This window comes from Roseovarius marisflavi, assembly GCF_900142625.1.
Lineage (GTDB): Bacteria > Pseudomonadota > Alphaproteobacteria > Rhodobacterales > Rhodobacteraceae > Roseovarius > Roseovarius marisflavi.
Genome location: NZ_FRBN01000002.1, coordinates 266,168 through 285,030, shown reverse-complemented (window position 1 = coordinate 285,030; position 18,863 = coordinate 266,168). Strand labels below are relative to the sequence as shown.

The window sequence follows — 18,863 nt, the reverse complement described above, 5'->3', positions numbered from 1 at the left end:
TGCGCCATTCGCCTCTGGCCAATGCCGCCCGGCTGCGCTATCCGGACCGGGCTATGCAAGCGAAAAGGGGGCACCTGATGTCCGAGACTGTGCCATTTGAAAAACCCGGTCCTGTAGAGGCCACTCTCAAGAGCGCGATTGCCTCGACAGAAGAGATCATCGCCGAGGCCCGCGCCGGGCGGATGTTCATCCTTGTCGATCACGAGGACCGCGAGAACGAAGGCGATCTTGTGATTGCCGCCGAATTTGCCACGCCCGAGGCGATCAATTTCATGGCCATGCACGGGCGCGGTTTGATCTGTCTGCCGATGACGGCGGAGCGGGTTGACCGGCTTGGCCTGCCGATGATGGCGGTCAATAATTCGTCGCGCCATGAGACCCCGTTTACCGTGTCGATCGAGGCGCGCGAGGGCGTGAGCACCGGGATTTCGGCCGCCGACCGCGCGCTGACCGTGGCCGTGGCGATCAACGAGCAAAACACCATGGCGGCGTTGTCGACGCCCGGTCATATCTTTCCCTTGCGCGCGCGCGCTGGAGGCGTGTTGATCCGCGCAGGTCATACCGAGGCGGCGGTGGATATTTCGCGTCTGGCCGGGCTTAACCCGTCCGGCGTGATCTGTGAGATCATGAAGGAAGACGGCAGCATGGCGCGGCTGCCCGATCTGATCACCTTTGCGGCCCGGCACAACATGAAGATCGGCACGATCTCGGATCTGATCGCCTATCGCCACAAGCATGACAACCTGATCACCGAAGTGCGCCGCGAAACGGTTGAATCGAGCCATGGCGGCACCTGGGAGATGCGGATTTTTGCCGACCAGATCACCGGCACCGAGCATGTCGTGCTGAGCAAGGGCGACATCACCGACGGCAAGCCGGTGCTGGCGCGCACCCATGCTCTGAATGCACTTGAGGATGTGCTTGGCATTGGCCTTGTGGCCTCAAAGAGCGGCGGGCCGACAGGCAAGCTGCCCCGCGCGATGGAGATCATCGCGGCGGAGGGGCGTGGTGCCGTGTTCCTGTTCCGCCAGCCCCGCCCGAAGCTTTCGGGCGAGATGGAGGATGACGACACCCCCCGCACGATCAAGCAGACCGGGCTTGGCGCGCAGATCATGTCGACCATGGGAGTGCATGAGCTGATCCTTTTGACCGACAGCCCCCAGACCCGGTATCTGGGCCTTGATGCCTATGGCATTTCCATCACCGGCACCCGCCCCATCACATAGGTTGATCCAAAATGGCCGAAAAAGAATATTCCCTGCCGCGCGCCGAGTTTGACAAGCCGGTCAAACTGCTCATCGTGGTGGCCCCATTTTACCGCGATATCGCTGATAACCTGATCGCCGGTGCACAGGCGGAAATCGAAGCCTCCGGCGGCACCTGGGATCTGGTCGAAGTGCCCGGCGCGCTTGAATTGCCCACCGCCATTGGCATCGCCGAGCGGATGTCGAACTTTGACGGCTACGTGGCGCTTGGCTGTGTGATTCGGGGTGAGACGACGCATTACGAAACCGTCTGCAACGACAGTTCTCGCGGGATCACCTTGCTGGGGCTTCAGGGGCTGTGCATCGGCAATGGCATCCTGACCGTGGAAAATCGCGCCCAGGCGGAGGTACGTGCCGATCCAAACGCGATGAACAAAGGGGCAGGGGCGGCGGCTGCGGCCTTGCATCTTATCGCGCTCAGCCGTAAGTGGGGCGCTTCGCGCAAGGGCGTGGGGTTTGTTCCCTCGACCCAGGAATACAAGCTGGCCGGCGAGCCGAAGGATACCCCCAAAGCATGACGACCCCCGACCCCGAGAATAACGGCCCGGTCTCTGGCAACCAGAAACGCAAAATGCGCTCAGCGGCGCGGCTTTATGCGGTCCAGGCCCTGTTTCAGATGGAGCATTCGAGCCAGACCGTCGATGCGGTCTGTGCGGAATTCCTTGAACACCGGTTTGGCGCCGAAGTGGATGACGGCGTGGACATGGCCGAGGGCGATGTCGATCTGTTTCGCAAGCTGCTTGAGGATTCGGTCAACTGGCAGGCGCGGATCGACCAGATGACCGACCGCGCACTTGTCGCGAAATGGCCGATTGCGCGGATTGACCCGACCCTGCGCGCGCTGTTTCGCGCCGCGGGCGCCGAAATGACCCAATCCGACACGCCGCCGCGCGTGGTTATCATGGAATACGTCGATGTCGCCAAGGCGTTTTATCCCGATGGCAAGGAGGCGAAATTCGTCAACGCCGTGCTTGATCACATGGCCCATGAGGCCAAGCCCGACGGCTTTTGACATGCGCGGCTTTTCCAAACGGAGCGCGCTAGGGCGCGCCCACTCTCAGTGAGGGAATGAAGGGCGCTGCCCCTCAAACTCCCCGGAGTATTTTGGCCAAGAAGAAGTTAAAGCTGGCAGGGTGTGTTTCTTCTGGCTTTAAATATCCCCGCCGGAGGCTCCTGTCCTTTTCAGCAGCTCAGCTGGTCTGGTTTAAGTCGAGCCTGTAGACCACTGGCGGCGAAAAAGCGCGCGTGTTTACGCATAATTAGCCATTTCCTTGGGAAGATGGGAAAAATCGGTTATAATTGTGACACATCGTCGAAGGATTCGCCCTTATGCCCAAGCTCGTTCGTCTCTACATTACGCAGGTTGCCATTGGATTTGGCCTTGCCGGTGTATTTGTGGCGATGCTCTTGTGGTTCAATACCGCAAATCTTTGGCATCTGGTCAGCCATTCCGACAAGGGCCTGCTCGCCGTCGCCATCCTTTGGTTTGCCAATGGTATCGTCTTTGCAGGCGTCCAGTTTGGCATTGCCGTTATGCGCATGAAGGATGACGACGATGACGAGCCACGCGGCGGTCACCGCCAGCACCTGATGCAGCGTGAGTATGCGGTGATCCCGATCCCTGTGGATCAGGGGCGAGAAAAAAACGCCTGGCGCAAGCGCTAAGGCGTTGATCCTGTAAACGCATTAAATCCAGAATAGACGTCCGGCGGAAAAGGTGTGACGGGCCCGCACGCAGCCGTTTGGTTATCTCATTCCCGAGGACCTGTGTGTACAGGTGGGCACCGGATAATCGGACCACGGTCCGGACAGAGCCAGCTCCCTCGGAATTATTTAAGGCCACCGGAATGCAACCGTTCACGAGAAGGGCAGCACCCGCCACAAACCATAGTTAGGGCTTGCAGAGCCCCACGACAAGGGGTTGATTGTGTTCGTGGTTTGTTCATAATTCATATATGGAGAAAATCAGCGATCAAACCCTGCTGCCGGGGCAACTTTTGGCGCGTGGCGTATGCCGCCACCTGCGCAGTCACGACTTTGATTCCATTGTTGAATTCACCCCGGAACGGGGGCGTCGTGTGGATGTGATGGCGCTTGGCCCCAAGGGTGAAATCTGGGTGGTCGAATGCAAGTCAAGCCGCGCCGATTTCATGTCGGATGGCAAGTGGCAGGGCTATCTGCAATGGTGCGACCGGTATTTCTGGGCGGTCGACTCGGATTTCCCGATCGGGTTGCTGCCCGATGGCACCGGGTTGATCATGGCCGATTCCTATAGCGCCGAGATCATTCGAATGGGGCCTGAAACCCGCCTTGCGGCGGCGCGGCGGGCGGCGCTAACGCGCAGGTTTGCCCGCCACGCGGCGCGGCGTCTGCAGTCGGTGCTTGATCCTCGGTTATGAGGATTTGGCACGCGCCGCCTTGGCCGATGACATCAGTTCCGAGGCGATTTCCTCGGCCTCTTCCGGGGTGAAATCCATCGGGATTTCAACGCCTTGACCTTCAACGTAAAGACGCACCATGCCTTGATCGGTTGGCCCGATTTGCAGGTTTGCTTCGATATCGCTTTCGCTGTTGATGCCCATGGCTGCCTCCTTGAAACAGGCGATGAGCTACTCTTTTCCCTCTTGCTTGGCAAGCGCCTTCGCGGTTTGCCAAGCGGCGCGCCCAGAGCTTTTCCCGGCCTGCGCCTGTCTGGTGCAAGGCCGCTGCGCCCCTCTTGACCGGCCATTGTTGAACAAAGCTTAAAAATCACGCTCTAAGAGGCTTGCAATCGGGCGTGGGAAAAGCTAATTCGCCCCCCAGTGCCGCCTTAGCTCAGTTGGTTAGAGCGCTGGATTGTGGATCCAGAGGTCCCCCGTTCAAGCCGGGGAGGCGGTACCATCCCACCCACTGATTTAATTGCCCGTCTCGATCGTCACACTTTGGCGCAGGTGTCCGGTGGTGCGGTCATAAATCAGAATGCGGTCATCGGTGGTGACTATTGCATACCATCCGGTGCCTTGGGTAAAGGCCGTGGCGCGCGCCCCGTCGGGCAGGGTGACCGCCTCTGGCAGGCTTGGTGCGTCATTGCCCCAGAAGCGGATGACAAACAGTGTAATGATCACTAGAAGGCCAACAATCATCGTGGCGGTCAGTGTCGTGACCAGCCGCGTCAGAAATTTCAGCATCGCCGGGTTGACCGGCTGAGGGGTATCATCCATGGGCCAGGCCCCGCTTAGCTTTGAGATCGAAAGTGATCCGCCTGCGCGCCTTGATAAGGCGCTTTCGCGCGATGTGCCAGAGGCGGCGAACCTGTCGCGCACCCGGGTTATGCGGCTGATCGCCGAGGGCCTCGTGACGTTGAACGGCGTCGTGGTTCAAGACGCCAAGGCCCGTGTCGCCGAGGGCGACGTGGTTGAAATCACCGTGCCCGAGGCCCGCGAAAGCCATATCGGCGCACAGGATATCCCGCTTGAGGTGGTCTATGAGGATGACGACCTTATCGTGATCAACAAACCCGTCGGCATGGTGGTGCATCCGGCCCCCGGCACGCCCGAGGGCACGCTGGTGAATGCATTGCTGCATCATTGCGGTGACACTCTGTCGGGGGTGGGCGGCGCCAAGCGGCCGGGCATCGTGCACCGGATCGACAAGGATACCAGTGGCCTTTTGGTGGTGGCCAAATCCGATGCGGCGCATCACGGGCTTGCGGCGCAATTCGAGGCCCATACCGTCGAGCGCTATTACCGGGCCATCGTGCATGGCGCCCCCGAGGCCAGCGATCCGCGCCTGCGCGGTGTGCGCGGCGTCAGCTTCGAGTCGGGCAATGTGATTCGAATCATAACCCAGCTGGCGCGCCACAAGACCGACCGTCAGCGTCAGGCGGTGCTGTTTCAGGGCGGGCGCCATGCGGTGACCCGCGCCCGCGTGGTCGAAACCTTTGGCACACCGGCCACCGTCAGCATGGTGGAATGCTGGCTTGAAACCGGGCGCACCCATCAGATAAGGGTGCATCTGACCTACGCCGGTCACGGGCTTATTGGCGATCCGGTCTATGGCGGGCGGCGCAAGTTGTCGGAAAAGGCGCTGTCGCTGGCCGGGATCGAGGCGGCGCGCGATTTCCCGCGTCAGGCGCTTCATGCTGCGATTTTGGGGTTCGAGCATCCGGTAACGGGCGAAAACATGCGCTTTGAGGCCCCTTTGCCCGCCGATATGACCGCCTTGATCGAGGCGCTGAGAGGCGAGAACCCCGCCGCCTGATCCCAGGGAACTGAGCAAAATCAATTTTCCCGCGACGGAAAGATGTAAAATTACCGTTAAACAATACGACATACCTTGAAAGGGGTGGCGTGACTTCCTAGGTCAATGTTAACGGTATAAACATAAAGAGGGATGAAGCCATGGGCAATTATAAAAATCTGCCGGCTCCGACACCAGAAGGCGGGCTGAACCGCTATATGCAGGAAATCCGCAAGTTCCCACTTCTGGAACCGGAAGAAGAATACATGCTGGCCAAGCGTTGGGTCGAGGAACAAGACACCGAGGCGGCGCATAAGATGGTCACCAGCCACCTGCGCCTCGCGGCCAAGATCGCCATGGGCTATCGCGGCTATGGTCTGCCGCAGGCCGAGGTGATTTCCGAGGCGAACGTCGGCCTGATGCAGGCGGTCAAACGCTTTGACCCCGAGCGCGGCTTTCGCCTTGCGACCTATGCCATGTGGTGGATTCGCGCCAGCATCCAGGAATATATCCTGCGCAGCTGGTCATTGGTGAAACTCGGTACGACGAGTGCGCAGAAAAAGTTGTTCTTCAATCTGCGCAAGGCCAAGGCCAAAATCGGCGCGTTTGAAGACGGCGACATGCGCCCCGATGTGGTCAAGAAAATCGCGACCGACCTTGGCGTGACCGAGGCCGAGGTCATCAGCATGAACCAGCGGATGGCCGGCGCGGATGCGTCGCTTAACGCCACCGTCGGGTCTGAGGGCGAAGGCACCATGCAATGGCAGGACTGGCTTGAGGATGAACATGCCGATCAGGCCGGCGATTACGAGCGTGCCGACGAACTTGGCGCGCGTCGGGAGCTGCTGAGCGAGGCGATGGATGTGCTCAATGAGCGCGAGCGTGATATCCTGACCCAACGCCGCCTGAGCGAGAAGGCGGTCACGCTGGAGGATCTGAGCGGCTCTTATGACGTCAGCCGCGAGCGGATTCGCCAGATCGAAGTGCGCGCCTTTGAAAAGCTGCAAAAGCGGATGCGTGACCTTGCCAAGGAAAAAGGCATGCTCGCCTCTGCATAAGGCTTGGTGTGCGCCGTGATTCCAAGTAGGTTCTGCCGCAAGGCGAGGGGCTGTGGATCATGGGGCATGCGATGGGTTTGGCGACGCGCAGGGGGCGTTGGGATGCGGCGGCGGGCAACCGTCTGATCCGCGCCACGCTTTGCCTCTGCGCGCTGCACTTGACGCTTTCGGCCTGTTCCGAGCGGATGACAGCCGCGCGCGCCGCGCCGCATCCTGACGCGCAAATTCAACCGATCTATGTGGCGACCGAACGCGAGCTGGATCAGACCGGGCCGATTTTCGGCCTCAAGCGCCCAAGCGGCATGAAGTATTTCCGCACCGATATCTCTGTGCCCCCGAGCCATCAAATCGGGGTGATTGAATGGCCCGAGGGCCGCCCCGATACGGCCAGCAATTTCGCGGTGACCGGAACACAGGTGTTCGACGGGCCGGGGCAGATGCTTGGCGATATCCGCCGCACCAAACCGGGGCGCGAAACGCTGGTCTTCATCCACGGCTATAACAACACCCTCTCGGAATCGATGTACCGGCTCGCCCAGATCCAGACCGATTTTGCGACCGGCATGCCCGCAGTGCTGTTTTCGTGGCCCTCGGCGGGCGATCCGCGGGGCTATATCTATGACCGCGACAGCGTGCTGTTTGCGCGCGACGATCTTGTCACGCTGCTTGACCGGCTGACGGCGCGGCCCGGTGACAAGGTGTTTCTGCTTGGCCACTCGATGGGCTCGCATCTCACGATGGAGGCCCTGCGTCAGGCCCGGCTTAGCGGCAACACCCGGCTTTTGTCGCGCGTCAGCGGCGTGACCCTGATGTCGCCGGATATCGACCCGGATCTGTTTGACCGTCAGGCCGAGGTGATCGGCACGCTGCCGCAACCCTTCCTGATCTTCATCTCGAAACAGGATCGCGCGCTTAGCCTTTCGGGCTTCATCACCGGTCGCAAACCCCGGCTTGGGGTGATCGACGAGGCCGAAAAGGTCACCCGCCCCGATGTGACGGTGATTGATTTCACCGAATTGGCGGATGGCAACAGCCTGAACCATTTCGTGCCCGTCACCTCGCCCGCTGCGATCCGCGTGCTCAACGGCATCATCTCGCAGGCCGGGCGCGAAGGCACCGGGTTCCTGCGGGATATGGCGCTAAAGCTGCCGACTGCGCGGGCGGTACAGCCTTAGTCTTCCATCGCCTCAAGCTGGTCGATAAAGCCAGAGATCATCGACAATCCCTTGTCCCAGAACGCCGGGTCGCTGGCGTCAAGGCCGAAGGGCGCAAGCAATTCCTTGTGGTGCTTTGATCCGCCCGCCTTGAGCATGTCGAAATACTTTTCCTGAAAGCCGTCCGGGTTTTCCTCGTAAACCGCGTAAAGCGCGTTCACCAACCCGTCGCCAAAGGCATAGGCATAGACGTAGAACGGCGAATGCACGAAATGCGGGATATAGGCCCAGAAGGTTTCGTATCCTTCCGCGAAATCAAACGCCGGTCCAAGGCTTTCGGCCTGCACCGACATCCAGAGCGCGTTGATATCGTCAGGCGTCAATTCGCCCTCGCGACGCGCGGCATGAAGCTTGCATTCAAAGTCGTAAAACGCGATCTGGCGCACGACGGTGTTGATCATATCCTCGACCTTGCCGGCCAGAAGCACCTTGCGCTCCTGATCGGTCTTGGCCCCGTCAAGCATCTTGCGGAAGGTCAGCATTTCACCGAACACCGATGCGGTCTCGGCCAGCGTCAGCGGCGTGCTGGCCAGCAATTCGCCCTGATCGGCGGCCAGAACCTGATGCACGCCATGCCCAAGCTCATGCGCAAGCGTCATCACATCGCGCGGTTTTCCGAGGTAATTGAGCATCACGTAGGGGTGCACATTGGTCACTGTGGGGTGGGCGAACGCCCCCGGCGCCTTGCCGGGTTTCACGCCCGCGTCGATCCAGCCCCGCTCGAAGAACGGCTCTGCGAGGTCGGCCATGCGCGGATCAAAGGCGCCATAAGCCTCCATCACGGTTTTGCGGGCGCTGTCCCAATCGACGATTCTAGGGCTTTCCATCGGCAGCGGCGCGTTGCGGTCCCAGGTCTGCATCCGCTCAAGCCCAAGCCATTTGCGCTTGAGCTCGTAATAGCGGTGGCTGAGCTTCGGGTATGCCTCGACCACCGCATTGCGCAGCGCCTCGACCACTTCGGGTTCGACGTCATTGCTGAGGTGCCGCCCGGTTTGCGCCGTTGGCATGCCGCGCCAGCGGTCGATGACCTCTTTTTCCTTGGCGGCGGTATTGTGGACCCGCGAAAACGTGCGGATGTTCTCGCCAAAGACGCGCGCCAACTCGCGGCTGGCCGTCTCGCGCTTGCTGCGGTCCTGTTCGGTCAAGAGGTTCAGCGTGCCCTCGATGTTAAGGTCTTCGCCATCGACGTTAAAGCTGAGCCCCGCAATGGTTTCGTCGAACAGGCGTTCCCAGGCGTCGCCCACAACCCCCAGATCATGCAGAAACTTCTCAAGTTCGTCAGAAAGCTGATAAGGCTTCATCGCGCGAATCCGGTCAAGCACCGGCTTATAGCGGGCAAGATCGGCGTTTTCGGCGTACATCGCCGCAAGCGGCTCTTCGGCGAGCCGGTTCAGTTCGAGCGAGAAAAACACCAGCGGCGTGCTGTAATTGGTCACCTTTTCCTGGCAATCGGACATGAATTTCGCCCGCCCGCCATCAATCGTAAGCTGGTAATACCGCAGCCCGGCAAAGGACATGATCCGCCCGGCAATATTGCTGATCTTTTCGTCGCGGTGCAGACATTCCAAAAGGGCGGCGGCGTCGAGATCGGCCAGTTTGCCCTCGTAATCGCGGGCAAATTCGGCGCAGGCGGTCTTGAGCCAGTCAAGATCACGCTTGAGTTCGGGCGCATCCTCGCCGCTGTAAAGATCGCTCAGGTCCCATTCCGGCAACTTTCCCAGATCCTTGTTGCCGGAACCGGCATTTGCATCGCGGACGGGGAAAGGCAGATTGAACATGAGGCACCTCTTGCTGATTGTTGACCCAAGACATAGGCCGCACCGCCGCGCGCCACAAGGGGCCGGTATCTCGGGGGCCGGTGTCTTGGGGCCGGTGTCTTGCCATTTGCGGGCGGCTGGCTAGGGTGGGCCAAACGCAAAAGGGGATGTGGAAGAATGAAATTTGCAAGATGCGGTGCGCCGGGACAGGAAAAGCCCGCCGTGGTGGATGGCGCGGGCAATCTGCGCGACTTGTCGGGCGTGCTGCCTGATCTGGCGGGCGCGGTGCTTGGCGATCTGCCAGCGGTCAACCCCGAGAGCCTTCCGCTTGTGCAAGGCAATCCGCGCCTTGGCCCGCCGGTGGGCAATGTCGGCAAGCTGATCTGCATCGGGTTGAATTACATCGATCATGCGGCCGAACTTGGCGTCGATCCGCCCAAGGACCCGGTTGTCTTTCTCAAGGCGACCTCGTCGATCGTCGGGGCGCATGACACCGTGGTTCTGCCGCGCGGATCAAAGCGCGGCGATTGGGAGGTCGAGCTTGGCATCGTGATCGGAAAACGCGCCAAATACGTGAGTGAAGAGACCGCCCTTGATCACGTGGCGGGCTATACCATCGTCAATGATGTCTCCGAGCGCGGTTTTCAGCTTGAGCGCTCGGGTCAATGGACCAAGGGCAAAAGTTGCGACACCTTCGCGCCGATGGGTCCCTGGCTTGTGACCCCGGACGAGGTGGGCGATCCGCAAAACCTTGATCTGTCTGTGGATGTGAACGGCGAGCGGATGCAGACCGGCAACACCCGTCTGATGATCTTTACCGTGGCCCAGATCGTGGCCTATCTCAGCGAGCTGATGACGCTTGAGCCGGGCGATGTCATCGCCACGGGCACGCCGCCGGGCGTTGGCATGGGGCATAAACCGCCGCGCTATCTTTCGGCGGGTGATGAAATGGTGCTCAGGATTTCCGGGCTTGGCGAGCAACGCTCGCCTGTGGCGCAGGACCGCTAGCATTGCCATCACCCGAGCCGAGGTAGAACTTGCAGAGCTGCTTGAACAGGCGGACCCGCATTTCGGGGCTGTCCATCAGGGTCTCGTGGCGGCCGTTTGGCACAATCTCAAGATGGCCACCCGGCCAATGCGCCATGCGCTCATGCACCCGCGCCACATCGACGATCTGTTCGTCGCTGCCAAGCAGCGTCAGACAGGGCAGGTCGGGCGAGGGGCGGCGCGCCAGTGCGCGGGTTTCGCTAAGCGCCTCGTGCAGCCACCGCAGGCTTGGCCCGCCAATCCCAAGCTCGGGGTGGGCGTTGGCCTGATTGATCATGTATTGATACATCTCGCGATCATTGGTCAGCTTGTTGGTCTCGAACGACTCGGTCAGAACATAGCTTTCACGCGCGGTGCCGGGGGCATAAAAGTGGCTCATGCCCAATTGTCTGCTGCTCCAGGACAGCGACCAGGCGACCGGGCGCAGCGCATCCGAAAGGGCGATTCCCCACATCGGCCCGGAAAAGGCAGCGCTTTGCACCTCCAGCCCCTGCATCGCCGCGCGCAACCCGATACAGCCGCCCATAGAGTGGCCCAAAAGGTGCCAGGGGCGCGGCAGATCAAGCCGATGCGCCGCCTCGACCATCGCCGCCACATCCATCTGATAATCGGTGAAGTGATGCACATGGCCCGACATCACGTCGTCCTGTAAACGATCCGCAAGACCCTGGCCGCGCCAGTCGATCACCAGCGTGGCATAGCCGCATCCGGCAAAATGCGCGGCGGCGTCGCCGTATTTCTCGACATATTCGGTGCGTCCGGGAAACAGGAACACCGTGCCGTTCGGCGCCGTCCTATTCCAGAGACCGACACGCACGCGCACCCCGTCGGCGGATGTCATCCACCACGCGGCGCCCTCATCCGGGCCTTTTGCAATCTCGGAATAGAGCGGCGCCTCTTTCATCAGGACAGCACGCTGCCAAGCTTCATCGCCATGCCCATGTCGCCGTCAACGGCCAGCTTGCCGGTCATGAAGGCGGCGGTCGGGTCAAGATCGCCCGACAGGATCGACTCGAAGGTCTCCTGATCGGCGGTGAGGGTTACGTCGGCCTCGGAATCGTCTGCCCGCGCGCCGTTGGCGTCGATCAGGATGGCGCCTTCGCCTTCGATCACGAATTTCGCCGTGCCGTCAAAGCCCTCGTCGCCCATTTTGCCATTCAATGCGGCCACGGCTGCGGTAATCACTTCGCTCATCTGCGGTTCCTTTCACATTTCGGTTGTCGGGGGTTTGTTTCCCGGCATTCTGCGCTAAACTCAATATCGTTATGGGCACAGTTATGACCAACCTCAACCGTATCGTCGCGGCACTTCTGGCGATAGTCACGTTTTCCCTACCTGCCCTGGCGGCACCGAATGCGCGGCTTGACGGCTTGTTCGAAGCGCTCGTGCAGGCCGATGAAAAAGAAGCCCGCCGAATCGCCGGTGAAATCGAGCTTGAGTTCGAGAAATCCGGCTCGCCCGCGATGGATCTTCTGCTGCGCCGTGGGCGCGACGCGATCGAGGCGGGCGATACCGCGATGGCGATCGAACACCTGAGCGCGCTGATTGATCACGCGCCGGGGTTTGCCGAGGCCTGGCATCTGCGTTCGGTCGCGTTTTTCAAGGCGGATCGCTATGGGCTGGCGCTGTCTGATATCGAACATGCCCTCGCGCTTGAGCCGCGCCATTACAACGTGCTCTATGGCCTTGGCGTGCTGCTGAACGAAATGAACCAGCCCGATCTTGCGCAAGAGGCGTTTGGCCGTGTTCTTGCTATACATCCCCACCACGAGGACGTAACCAGCGTGATGGAAGATATCAAAAACCAGCTTGGCGGCGCAGAGCTCTGATCAGGTAACGGGAGAGACGGCACATGGCCGAGCAGTCAAGAACCCTCGCGGTTCTGGGCCCGACAAATACCGGCAAGACGCATTATGCGATTGAACGGATGCTGGGCTATCGCACGGGTGTGATCGGCCTGCCGCTGCGTCTTTTGGCGCGCGAGGTCTATGACAAGATCGTCGCCCTGCGCGGCCCTTCGGTGGTGGCGCTTGTCACCGGCGAAGAGCGGATCGTGCCACCACGCGCCAAATACTGGGTCTGTACCGTCGAGGCGATGCCAGAGGGCATGGGCGCCGATTTCCTGGCGGTCGACGAAATCCAGCTTTGCGCCGATCCCGAGCGGGGCCACGTCTTTACCGACCGCCTGTTGCGGATGCGGGGCCTGCGCGAAACCCAGTTTCTTGGCAGCCACACCATGCGCCCGACCATCGCCGCGCTTGTGCCGGGGGTTGAATTTCTGACCCGCGAGCGGATGTCGCAGCTATCCTACGGTGGCCCCAAGAAGATCAGCAAAATGCCCGCCCGAAGCGCGATTGTCGGGTTTTCGGTGGAGAACGTCTATGCCATCGCCGAATTGCTGCGCCGCCAGAAGGGCGGGGCGGCGGTGGTGATGGGGGCGCTTAGCCCGCGCACCCGCAATGCGCAGGTCGAGCTTTATCAAAACGGTGATGTCGATTACCTGGTGGCGACCGACGCCATCGGTATGGGGTTGAACCTTGATATCAACCATGTGGCGTTTTCCTCGCTTTCCAAGTTTGACGGTCAGCGGATGCGCATGCTGGCCCCCAACGAGCTTGGCCAGATTGCCGGGCGCGCCGGGCGCGGCATGAGCCATGGCACCTTTGGCGTGACCGGCGAGGCCCGCGATCTTGACCCGGAGGTGGCAGAGGCGATCATGGATCACCGCTTTGCCCCGATCCGCAAGCTGGAATGGCGCAACGCGAACCTGCAATTCGGCGCCACCTCGGGGCTTATCGCCTCGCTAGAGGCGCGCCCGGATCACGAATTGCTGGCGCGCGCCCGCGAGGCCGACGACCTTGGCGCGCTCAAGACCCTCGCCGCCCAGCCCGAGATCGCCGAGCGCGCCATCGGCGGTCCCGCCGTGCGGCTGTTGTGGGATGTCTGCCGCATCCCCGACTTCCGCAGCATCAGCCACGGCGAACATACCAACCTGTTGAACACGATCTTTCGCGATCTGCACAACCTTGGCCGGGTGCCCGACGACTGGCTTGCGCGCCAGGTCAAGCGCATCGACCGGACCGACGGCGATATTGACACATTGTCGAAACGGCTCGCCTATATCCGCACCTGGACCTATGTTGCGCAGCGAAAAGGCTGGGTTGATGACGAAAGCCATTGGCGCGGGGCGACGCGCGCTGTAGAAGACCGTCTGTCGGATGCGCTGCACGAGCGTCTGACCCAAAGATTTGTGGACCGGCGCACATCCGTGCTTTTGCGCCGGCTCAAGCAGAAGGAAGCCATGGTGGCCGAAGTGAACGAGAATGGTGACGTAACGGTCGAAGGCGAATTCGTCGGTCGGCTTGAGGGGTTCCGCTTTATCCAGGATAAAGCGGCTGTCGGGAACGAGGCGCGCACGCTTCAGCAGGCGAGCCTTTCGGCCCTTGCCCCGCATTTCCATCTCAAGGCGGACCGCTTTTACAACGCGCCCGACACCGAGATTGATTTCACCGAACAGGGCGGCCTGCTCTGGGGGAAAGAAGCGGTTGGCAAACTGGTTGTCGGCGCCGATGCTCTCAAGCCGCAGGTCGTGGCCTTTGTCGACGAAGAGGCCGGTGCGGACGTTGTACAAAAGGTGGAACGCCGCCTGCAACACTTCATTGATCGCAAGATCGCCACCCTGTTCGAGCCGCTGTTGAACATCCAGCGCGATGAAAGCCTGAGCGGCCTTGCACGCGGCTTTGGCTTTCGTCTTGTCGAGGGCTTTGGCATCCTGCCGCGCGGCGAGATCGCCGACGAGGTCAAGGCGCTTGATCAGGACGCTCGTGGCGCGCTGCGCAAGCACGGTATCCGCTTTGGCCAGTTCACCGTGTTCATGCCGATCCTGCTCAAACCTGCGCCGACGCGTCTGCGGCTGGTGCTCTGGTCGCTGAGCAACGGGCTTGATGAATTCCCCGAGGCACCGCCGCCGGGCCTTGTGACCGTGCCGTCGAATGACAGCACCGCCAAGGGCTATCACACGATGTCGGGCTATCGCGCCGCCGGTGAGCGGGCGATTCGCATCGACATGCTGGAACGGCTTGCCGATATGCTGCGCTCGGAAGACAGCCGCGGCGGGTTCGAGGCCAAGCCGGACATGCTCTCGATCACCGGCATGACGCTGGAACAGTTCGCGGCCCTGATGCAGGGGCTAGGCTATAAGGCCGAGCGCGGCGAGCGTGAAAAGGTCAAGCCGGTCGACAAGGCCATTGCCGAGGCCCCCGCCGATGCGGTTTCCGCGACAGAAGAGGCAACGCCCGAAACCGCCGCCGATATCGTCGAGGCGATCGCCGATGAAGGTGTCGCGCCGATTGCTGCCGATCCTGTGCCCGAGGTCGAAGTGCCCGCCGATATCCCGGAAACAGCCGAGGCCGAGACCGCCCCCGGCGAGACCCCCGACGTGGCCGCGCCCGAGATTGAGGTGTTCTATACCTTTACCTGGGCCCCGCGCGCCAATCGCGCCCGCACCGAGCGTCCCGCAGGGGCCGGTCAACGTGACAAACCGGCCAAATCCGGCAAGCCGCGTGGCAAGCCCGGCAAAGGCAAACCCCGTGGCGCCCCGCAAGAGCAGGGGGCCAAGACCTTTAGCGCGCGGCCCGAGAAAAAAGACCGCATCGACCCCGACAACCCCTTCGCCGCCGCCCTTATGGGCCTTAAAACCAAAGGCTGACCTTGGCGGCGGACGGGGCGAAGATCCGGCTCGACAAATGGCTCTGGCATGCGCGGTTTTTCAAAACCCGCACGCTGGCCGCCAAAGAGGCTGCGGCCGGGCATGTGCGGGTCAATGGCACGCGCGTGTCCAAGCCCGCCCATGCGGTTGCGCCCGACGATGTTCTGACCTTTGTTCAGGGGCGTGCCGCGCGCGTTGTGCGGGTGCTGGCCATCGGTGTCCGACGTGGCCCCGCCCCCGAGGCGCAAATGCTCTATGATGACCTCGCACCGCCAGTGCCCGAGGAAAATAGTCCAGCCGCGCCCAAATATGAGGGAAAAGGTCGCCCGACCAAGCGCGACCGGCGCAAACTCGATCTCAATGGGCCGGGAGTGCTTGAATGATCCGCGCCTCTGGATTAGGTGAAGCGCAAACCGCCAAGCATGAGAGACGGCCATGACCTATATCGTGAACGACAACTGCATCGCCTGTAAATACACCGACTGCGTCGAGGTATGCCCGGTAGATTGTTTTTACGAAGGCGAGAACATGCTGGTCATTCACCCCGATGAATGCATCGATTGCGGCGTCTGCGAGCCGGAATGCCCCGCCGATGCGATCCGTCCGGACACCGAGCCGGAGATGGAAAAATGGGTCGAATTCAATCGCAAGTACTCTGAGATGTGGCCGGTGATCATCACCAAGAAAGATCCGCTGCCCGAGGCGGAAGAGCGCGATGGCGAGACCGGCAAGCTTGAGAAATACTTTTCCGAAGCGCCCGGCGAGGGCGGCTAGGCACGGTCACGCGGAGTTGACCCCGAACCGATTCGTTTAGTTTTCTGAAGCGTCAGGGTGTTTCCCCCGTCTTTAAAAGGGGGCATAAGCATGATTTTAAAGGCATTATCGCTATCTGGCATTGAGCGGCCTTTCGCGGGACCGTTTTTTGTGATATACATATGTGAGAAATGAATAGATTTGCCCGGTTTCCATGCGCCCGTGCCACGGCTTGGGGGTGGAATTATCTGCGCCAGATGCACATATACCGTGGACCGTTCCGGCCCTTGGCGTGTATTTTTGCGTTTGTGAACGGGCGCCCCTTGCGAGGAAGACCTGAATGACGAAGTCCAAAAAGTCCGAATTCCGTCCTGACGACTATGTGGTTTACCCGGCTCACGGTGTGGGCCAGATCGTTTCGATCGAAGAACAGGAAATCGCCGGCATCACGCTGGAACTGTTCGTGATCTCGTTCGAAAAAGACAAGATGACCCTGCGGGTGCCGACCAACAAGGCGACCGAAATTGGTATGCGCAGCCTGTCCAGCCCCGATGTGGTCTCCAAGGCGATGACCACCCTCAAGGGCAAGGCCAAGGTCAAGCGCGCGATGTGGTCGCGCCGGGCGCAGGAATATGAACAAAAGATCAACTCGGGCGATCTTATCGCGATTGCCGAGGTTGTCCGCGACCTGCACCGCGCCGACGATCAGCGCGAACAGAGCTACTCCGAGCGTCAGCTTTACGAGGCCGCGCTCGAGCGTCTGACCCGCGAAGTGGCCGCCGTAAGCGGTGGCGACGAAGTACTGGCCGCCAAGCAGGTGGGTGATGTGCTGATATCGCGCGTCGCAGCCTAAAGGCCTGAAACAGTTTGGAAAGGGCCGTGCCATTTGGCGCGGCCTTTTTCATTCTCGACTCAGGCCAGAAGGCTGAACAGCACGGCGATTTCCGCGATCTGCTGGCTTGCACCAAGGATATCGCCGGTCTGCCCGCCGATTTTTGCCCGTGCAATGGCGCCGACGCCAAGCGCCGCAACACCGGCGCAGAGCACCGCGGTGACGCCCGCACCGCCAAGAATCACGATTGCGATGGCCCCGGCAAGCATGCCCGCAACTGCGGCGCTTATCGGCGCGACGCCTCCCACCCGCCGCGACAGGCCGGTGTCGCGCGCATGCGGCAGGGCGGCCATAAGCGCAGGCATCACCCCGCGCGACAGGGTCGCCGCCGCGATCAGAGCGACCGCCGCCGTGGCCGGACCGGCCTCGAACAACAGCCAGAGCGCCCCCCACCGCGCCCCAACCGACAGGATCAGCGCCAGAACGCCATAGCTTCCGATATGGCTGTCTTTCATGATCTCAAGGCGCTTTTCGCGGGTCCATCCACCCCAGAGCCCGTCTGCGGTATCGGCCAGCCCATCCTCGTGCATCGCCCCGCTCAGCACGATCAGGAGGCTGAGGGCGACAAGGGCCGACAAAGGGGGCGGCAGGCCGATCCACCCGGCCGCAAGCCCGCCAAGCGCCGCCAGCGTGCCAAGAACGACGCCGACCAAAGGATAGGCCCAGGCCGCCTCTGCGCTGCGCTCATAGGCGCTTACCCGCACCGGCAAACGAGTGAGCAGGCTTAGCGCCAGCGGCAAATCCACGGGTCGGATCAGGCTCTTGTCGTTTTCCGTCATGGGCGTGCCCTTTTTCGGCTGGGGCCTCGGCTGACCCTGCGATACACAGGGTGCGAATAACATGCAATGAGGGTCTTATGGCGCTAAATTTCACGACCCTTGCCGAGTTTTCCGCCCTGCTCCAGGATTTGCCCGCCGCCGACAACGCGGCCCTTGAGGCGGCGCGCGTGCGTGACGGGCAACTAACCAAGCCGCCGGGCGCGCTTGGGCGGCTTGAGACGCTGGCGCTTTGGTACTGTGGCTGGCGCGGGGATGCGCGCGCGCGCATCAACCACCCGCAGGTGATTGTCTTTGCCGGCAACCACGGGGTGACGGCGCAAGGCATTTCCGCCTTTCCCGCCGAGGTCACGGCCCAGATGGTGGCAAATTTCCAAGGCGGTGGCGCGGCCGTGAACCAGTTGGCCGGGGTCGTGGGCGCGCGGATGGATGTGCATGCCCTGGCGCTTGACACCCCGACGCAGGACATGACCAAGGGCCCGGCGATGTCCGAGGCCGAGGTGGTAAACGCGCTCAAAACCGGCTGGGATGCGGTGGACGTAGAGACCGACCTGCTTGTGGTCGGCGAAATGGGGATCGGCAATACCACCAGCGCCGCCGCGCTTGCCCTCGCGCTGTTTGGCGGGGATGCCGCAGGCTGGACCGGGCGGGGCACCGGGCTTGCGCCCGAGGCGATGGGCCATAAGGCCGAGGTTATCGCGCGCGCGGTCGCGGCCAATCCCACGGCGCAGGACAACGGCCTTGAGGCGCTGCGCTGTCTGGGCGGGCGCGAACTTGCGGCGATGGCAGGCGCGATTCTGCGTGCAAGGCATCTCTCTATCCCATTGATTTTGGATGGTTTTATCTGCACCGCTGCGGCGGCCTGTCTTGAGGCGGCCCGGGGCGGCGCGCTTGATCATGCGGTCGCCGGTCATGTCAGCGCCGAGCCGGGCCATGTCCGGCTTTTGGCCCTGCTTGTCAAAGAGCCGATCCTGTCGCTTGGCATGCGCCTTGGCGAAGGCTCGGGCGGGACGCTTGCGATTGGCATCCTTCAGGGTGCGTTGGCCTGTCATTCGGGCATGGCAAGCTTTGCCGAGGCGGGCGTTTCAACAGGTTGAAAACGCGCCAAAACAGCGCGCCTGCCTCTCTTGACCCTTTGGGGCGCAGAGAATACTGATCAAAACAGTCGGAAATTA

The 18,863-nt window shown here is 61.6% G+C and carries 21 protein-coding genes and 1 tRNA gene; 16 read left to right on the top strand and 6 right to left on the bottom strand.

Annotated elements, in window-relative coordinates:
* Nucleotides 1-77: 77 nt before the first annotated feature.
* The 5 genes from ribB to BUB78_RS03715 all read left to right on the top strand — a co-directional run bounded on the left by ribB (nt 78) and on the right by BUB78_RS03715 (nt 3,664).
* Nucleotides 78-1,226, top strand: a complete 1,149-nt coding sequence (ribB, locus tag BUB78_RS03735) for a 3,4-dihydroxy-2-butanone-4-phosphate synthase (protein ID WP_073195162.1) — start codon at nt 78-80, stop codon at nt 1,224-1,226.
* Between the two features lie 11 nt (nt 1,227-1,237).
* Nucleotides 1,238-1,783: a 6,7-dimethyl-8-ribityllumazine synthase gene (locus tag BUB78_RS03730; RefSeq protein ID WP_073195160.1), complete on the top strand. Its 546-nt coding sequence runs from the start codon at nt 1,238-1,240 to the stop codon at nt 1,781-1,783.
* Nucleotides 1,780-2,277: a transcription antitermination factor NusB gene (nusB, locus tag BUB78_RS03725; RefSeq protein ID WP_073195159.1), complete on the top strand. Its 498-nt coding sequence runs from the start codon at nt 1,780-1,782 to the stop codon at nt 2,275-2,277. The genes BUB78_RS03730 and nusB overlap by 4 nt, the downstream gene beginning before the upstream one ends.
* Nucleotides 2,278-2,594: 317 nt before the next feature.
* Nucleotides 2,595-2,930: a hypothetical protein gene (locus BUB78_RS03720; protein ID WP_073195157.1), complete on the top strand. Its 336-nt coding sequence runs from the start codon at nt 2,595-2,597 to the stop codon at nt 2,928-2,930.
* A 290-nt stretch (nt 2,931-3,220) separates the two neighbouring features.
* Nucleotides 3,221-3,664: an MmcB family DNA repair protein gene (locus tag BUB78_RS03715; RefSeq protein ID WP_073195155.1), complete on the top strand. Its 444-nt coding sequence runs from the start codon at nt 3,221-3,223 to the stop codon at nt 3,662-3,664.
* Here the strand turns inward: BUB78_RS03715 and BUB78_RS03710 are convergent.
* A complete protein-coding gene (locus BUB78_RS03710; RefSeq protein WP_073195153.1) occupies nt 3,659-3,847 on the bottom strand; it encodes a DUF6324 family protein in 189 nt (62 codons plus the stop codon). The genes BUB78_RS03715 and BUB78_RS03710 overlap by 6 nt on opposite strands.
* 221 nt (nt 3,848-4,068) lie before the next feature.
* On the opposite strand from BUB78_RS03710, the gene BUB78_RS03705 reads away from it, so the two are divergent.
* Nucleotides 4,069-4,145 (top strand) — tRNA-His (locus BUB78_RS03705).
* A gap of 14 nt (nt 4,146-4,159) precedes the next feature.
* Here BUB78_RS03705 and BUB78_RS03700 read toward each other — a convergent pair.
* Nucleotides 4,160-4,465: a DUF6476 family protein gene (locus tag BUB78_RS03700; RefSeq protein WP_073195152.1), complete on the bottom strand. Its 306-nt coding sequence runs from the start codon at nt 4,463-4,465 to the stop codon at nt 4,160-4,162.
* Here BUB78_RS03700 and BUB78_RS03695 point away from each other — a divergent pair.
* From BUB78_RS03695 to BUB78_RS03685, 3 genes are all read left to right on the top strand, one after another.
* Nucleotides 4,464-5,504 (top strand): RluA family pseudouridine synthase, encoded by a 1,041-nt coding sequence (locus BUB78_RS03695; protein ID WP_073195150.1) that lies wholly within the window; start codon nt 4,464-4,466, stop codon nt 5,502-5,504. The two genes, BUB78_RS03700 and BUB78_RS03695, sit on opposite strands and share 2 nt — an antisense overlap.
* Before the next feature lie 140 nt (nt 5,505-5,644).
* The gene (gene rpoH / locus BUB78_RS03690; RefSeq protein WP_073195147.1) at nt 5,645-6,541 is read left to right on the top strand and encodes an RNA polymerase sigma factor RpoH; all 897 of its coding nucleotides are present in this window, start codon (nt 5,645-5,647) and stop codon (nt 6,539-6,541) included.
* Nucleotides 6,542-6,600: 59 nt separating this feature from the next.
* Complete coding sequence (locus tag BUB78_RS03685; RefSeq protein ID WP_245813345.1) at nt 6,601-7,716, top strand: alpha/beta hydrolase; 1,116 nt, start codon at nt 6,601-6,603, stop codon at nt 7,714-7,716.
* Here BUB78_RS03685 and BUB78_RS03680 read toward each other — a convergent pair.
* The gene (locus BUB78_RS03680; protein ID WP_073195145.1) at nt 7,713-9,533 is read right to left on the bottom strand and encodes a M3 family oligoendopeptidase; all 1,821 of its coding nucleotides are present in this window, start codon (nt 9,531-9,533) and stop codon (nt 7,713-7,715) included. The genes BUB78_RS03685 and BUB78_RS03680 overlap by 4 nt on opposite strands.
* A 156-nt stretch (nt 9,534-9,689) precedes the next feature.
* Here BUB78_RS03680 and BUB78_RS03675 point away from each other — a divergent pair, with 156 nt between their 5' ends.
* Complete coding sequence (locus BUB78_RS03675) at nt 9,690-10,520, top strand: fumarylacetoacetate hydrolase family protein (protein ID WP_073195143.1); 831 nt, start codon at nt 9,690-9,692, stop codon at nt 10,518-10,520.
* Here BUB78_RS03675 and BUB78_RS03670 read toward each other — a convergent pair.
* The gene (locus BUB78_RS03670) at nt 10,468-11,463 is read right to left on the bottom strand and encodes an alpha/beta fold hydrolase (protein ID WP_073195141.1); all 996 of its coding nucleotides are present in this window, start codon (nt 11,461-11,463) and stop codon (nt 10,468-10,470) included. The genes BUB78_RS03675 and BUB78_RS03670 overlap by 53 nt on opposite strands.
* The gene (locus BUB78_RS03665; protein WP_073195139.1) at nt 11,463-11,753 is read right to left on the bottom strand and encodes an SCP2 sterol-binding domain-containing protein; all 291 of its coding nucleotides are present in this window, start codon (nt 11,751-11,753) and stop codon (nt 11,463-11,465) included. The genes BUB78_RS03670 and BUB78_RS03665 overlap by 1 nt, the downstream gene beginning before the upstream one ends.
* Before the next feature lie 83 nt (nt 11,754-11,836).
* On the opposite strand from BUB78_RS03665, the gene BUB78_RS03660 reads away from it, so the two are divergent.
* From BUB78_RS03660 to BUB78_RS03640, 5 genes are all read left to right on the top strand, one after another.
* Nucleotides 11,837-12,388: a tetratricopeptide repeat protein gene (locus BUB78_RS03660; RefSeq protein ID WP_245813344.1), complete on the top strand. Its 552-nt coding sequence runs from the start codon at nt 11,837-11,839 to the stop codon at nt 12,386-12,388.
* Between the two features lie 23 nt (nt 12,389-12,411).
* Entirely contained in the window at nt 12,412-15,267 is a 2,856-nt protein-coding gene (locus tag BUB78_RS03655) for a helicase-related protein (protein WP_073195135.1), read from the top strand.
* Between the two features lie 2 nt (nt 15,268-15,269).
* Nucleotides 15,270-15,650 (top strand): RNA-binding S4 domain-containing protein, encoded by a 381-nt coding sequence (locus BUB78_RS03650; RefSeq protein WP_073195133.1) that lies wholly within the window; start codon nt 15,270-15,272, stop codon nt 15,648-15,650.
* 52 nt (nt 15,651-15,702) lie between these two features.
* Nucleotides 15,703-16,041 (top strand): ferredoxin FdxA, encoded by a 339-nt coding sequence (gene fdxA / locus BUB78_RS03645; protein WP_073195131.1) that lies wholly within the window; start codon nt 15,703-15,705, stop codon nt 16,039-16,041.
* A 319-nt stretch (nt 16,042-16,360) separates the two neighbouring features.
* A complete protein-coding gene (locus tag BUB78_RS03640) occupies nt 16,361-16,873 on the top strand; it encodes a CarD family transcriptional regulator (protein WP_073195128.1) in 513 nt (170 codons plus the stop codon).
* A 59-nt stretch (nt 16,874-16,932) separates the two neighbouring features.
* Here the strand turns inward: BUB78_RS03640 and cobS are convergent, their stop codons facing one another.
* On the bottom strand, nt 16,933-17,691 hold the full coding sequence (gene cobS, locus BUB78_RS03635; RefSeq protein WP_073195126.1) for an adenosylcobinamide-GDP ribazoletransferase: 759 nt from the start codon (nt 17,689-17,691) through the stop codon (nt 16,933-16,935).
* Nucleotides 17,692-17,768: 77 nt separating this feature from the next.
* Here cobS and cobT point away from each other — a divergent pair, with 77 nt between their 5' ends.
* Nucleotides 17,769-18,785, top strand: coding sequence for a nicotinate-nucleotide--dimethylbenzimidazole phosphoribosyltransferase (cobT, locus tag BUB78_RS03630; RefSeq protein WP_073195124.1), 1,017 nt, complete (start codon nt 17,769-17,771; stop codon nt 18,783-18,785).
* The last annotated feature ends 78 nt before the right edge of the window (nt 18,786-18,863 follow it).

Coding starts and splice junctions, on each gene's coding strand:
- ribB (WP_073195162.1), top strand. CDS start 78: ATGTCCGAGACTGTGCCATTTGAAAAACCCGGTCCTGTAGAGGCCACT.
- BUB78_RS03730 (WP_073195160.1), top strand. CDS start 1,238: ATGGCCGAAAAAGAATATTCCCTGCCGCGCGCCGAGTTTGACAAGCCG.
- nusB (WP_073195159.1), top strand. CDS start 1,780: ATGACGACCCCCGACCCCGAGAATAACGGCCCGGTCTCTGGCAACCAG.
- BUB78_RS03720 (WP_073195157.1), top strand. CDS start 2,595: ATGCCCAAGCTCGTTCGTCTCTACATTACGCAGGTTGCCATTGGATTT.
- BUB78_RS03715 (WP_073195155.1), top strand. CDS start 3,221: ATGGAGAAAATCAGCGATCAAACCCTGCTGCCGGGGCAACTTTTGGCG.
- BUB78_RS03710 (WP_073195153.1), bottom strand. CDS start 3,847: ATGGGCATCAACAGCGAAAGCGATATCGAAGCAAACCTGCAAATCGGG.
- BUB78_RS03695 (WP_073195150.1), top strand. CDS start 4,464: ATGGGCCAGGCCCCGCTTAGCTTTGAGATCGAAAGTGATCCGCCTGCG.
- BUB78_RS03700 (WP_073195152.1), bottom strand. CDS start 4,465: ATGGATGATACCCCTCAGCCGGTCAACCCGGCGATGCTGAAATTTCTG.
- rpoH (WP_073195147.1), top strand. CDS start 5,645: ATGGGCAATTATAAAAATCTGCCGGCTCCGACACCAGAAGGCGGGCTG.
- BUB78_RS03685 (WP_245813345.1), top strand. CDS start 6,601: ATGGGGCATGCGATGGGTTTGGCGACGCGCAGGGGGCGTTGGGATGCG.
- BUB78_RS03680 (WP_073195145.1), bottom strand. CDS start 9,533: ATGTTCAATCTGCCTTTCCCCGTCCGCGATGCAAATGCCGGTTCCGGC.
- BUB78_RS03675 (WP_073195143.1), top strand. CDS start 9,690: ATGAAATTTGCAAGATGCGGTGCGCCGGGACAGGAAAAGCCCGCCGTG.
- BUB78_RS03670 (WP_073195141.1), bottom strand. CDS start 11,463: ATGAAAGAGGCGCCGCTCTATTCCGAGATTGCAAAAGGCCCGGATGAG.
- BUB78_RS03665 (WP_073195139.1), bottom strand. CDS start 11,753: ATGAGCGAAGTGATTACCGCAGCCGTGGCCGCATTGAATGGCAAAATG.
- BUB78_RS03660 (WP_245813344.1), top strand. CDS start 11,837: ATGACCAACCTCAACCGTATCGTCGCGGCACTTCTGGCGATAGTCACG.
- BUB78_RS03655 (WP_073195135.1), top strand. CDS start 12,412: ATGGCCGAGCAGTCAAGAACCCTCGCGGTTCTGGGCCCGACAAATACC.
- fdxA (WP_073195131.1), top strand. CDS start 15,703: ATGACCTATATCGTGAACGACAACTGCATCGCCTGTAAATACACCGAC.
- BUB78_RS03640 (WP_073195128.1), top strand. CDS start 16,361: ATGACGAAGTCCAAAAAGTCCGAATTCCGTCCTGACGACTATGTGGTT.
- cobS (WP_073195126.1), bottom strand. CDS start 17,691: ATGACGGAAAACGACAAGAGCCTGATCCGACCCGTGGATTTGCCGCTG.
- cobT (WP_073195124.1), top strand. CDS start 17,769: ATGGCGCTAAATTTCACGACCCTTGCCGAGTTTTCCGCCCTGCTCCAG.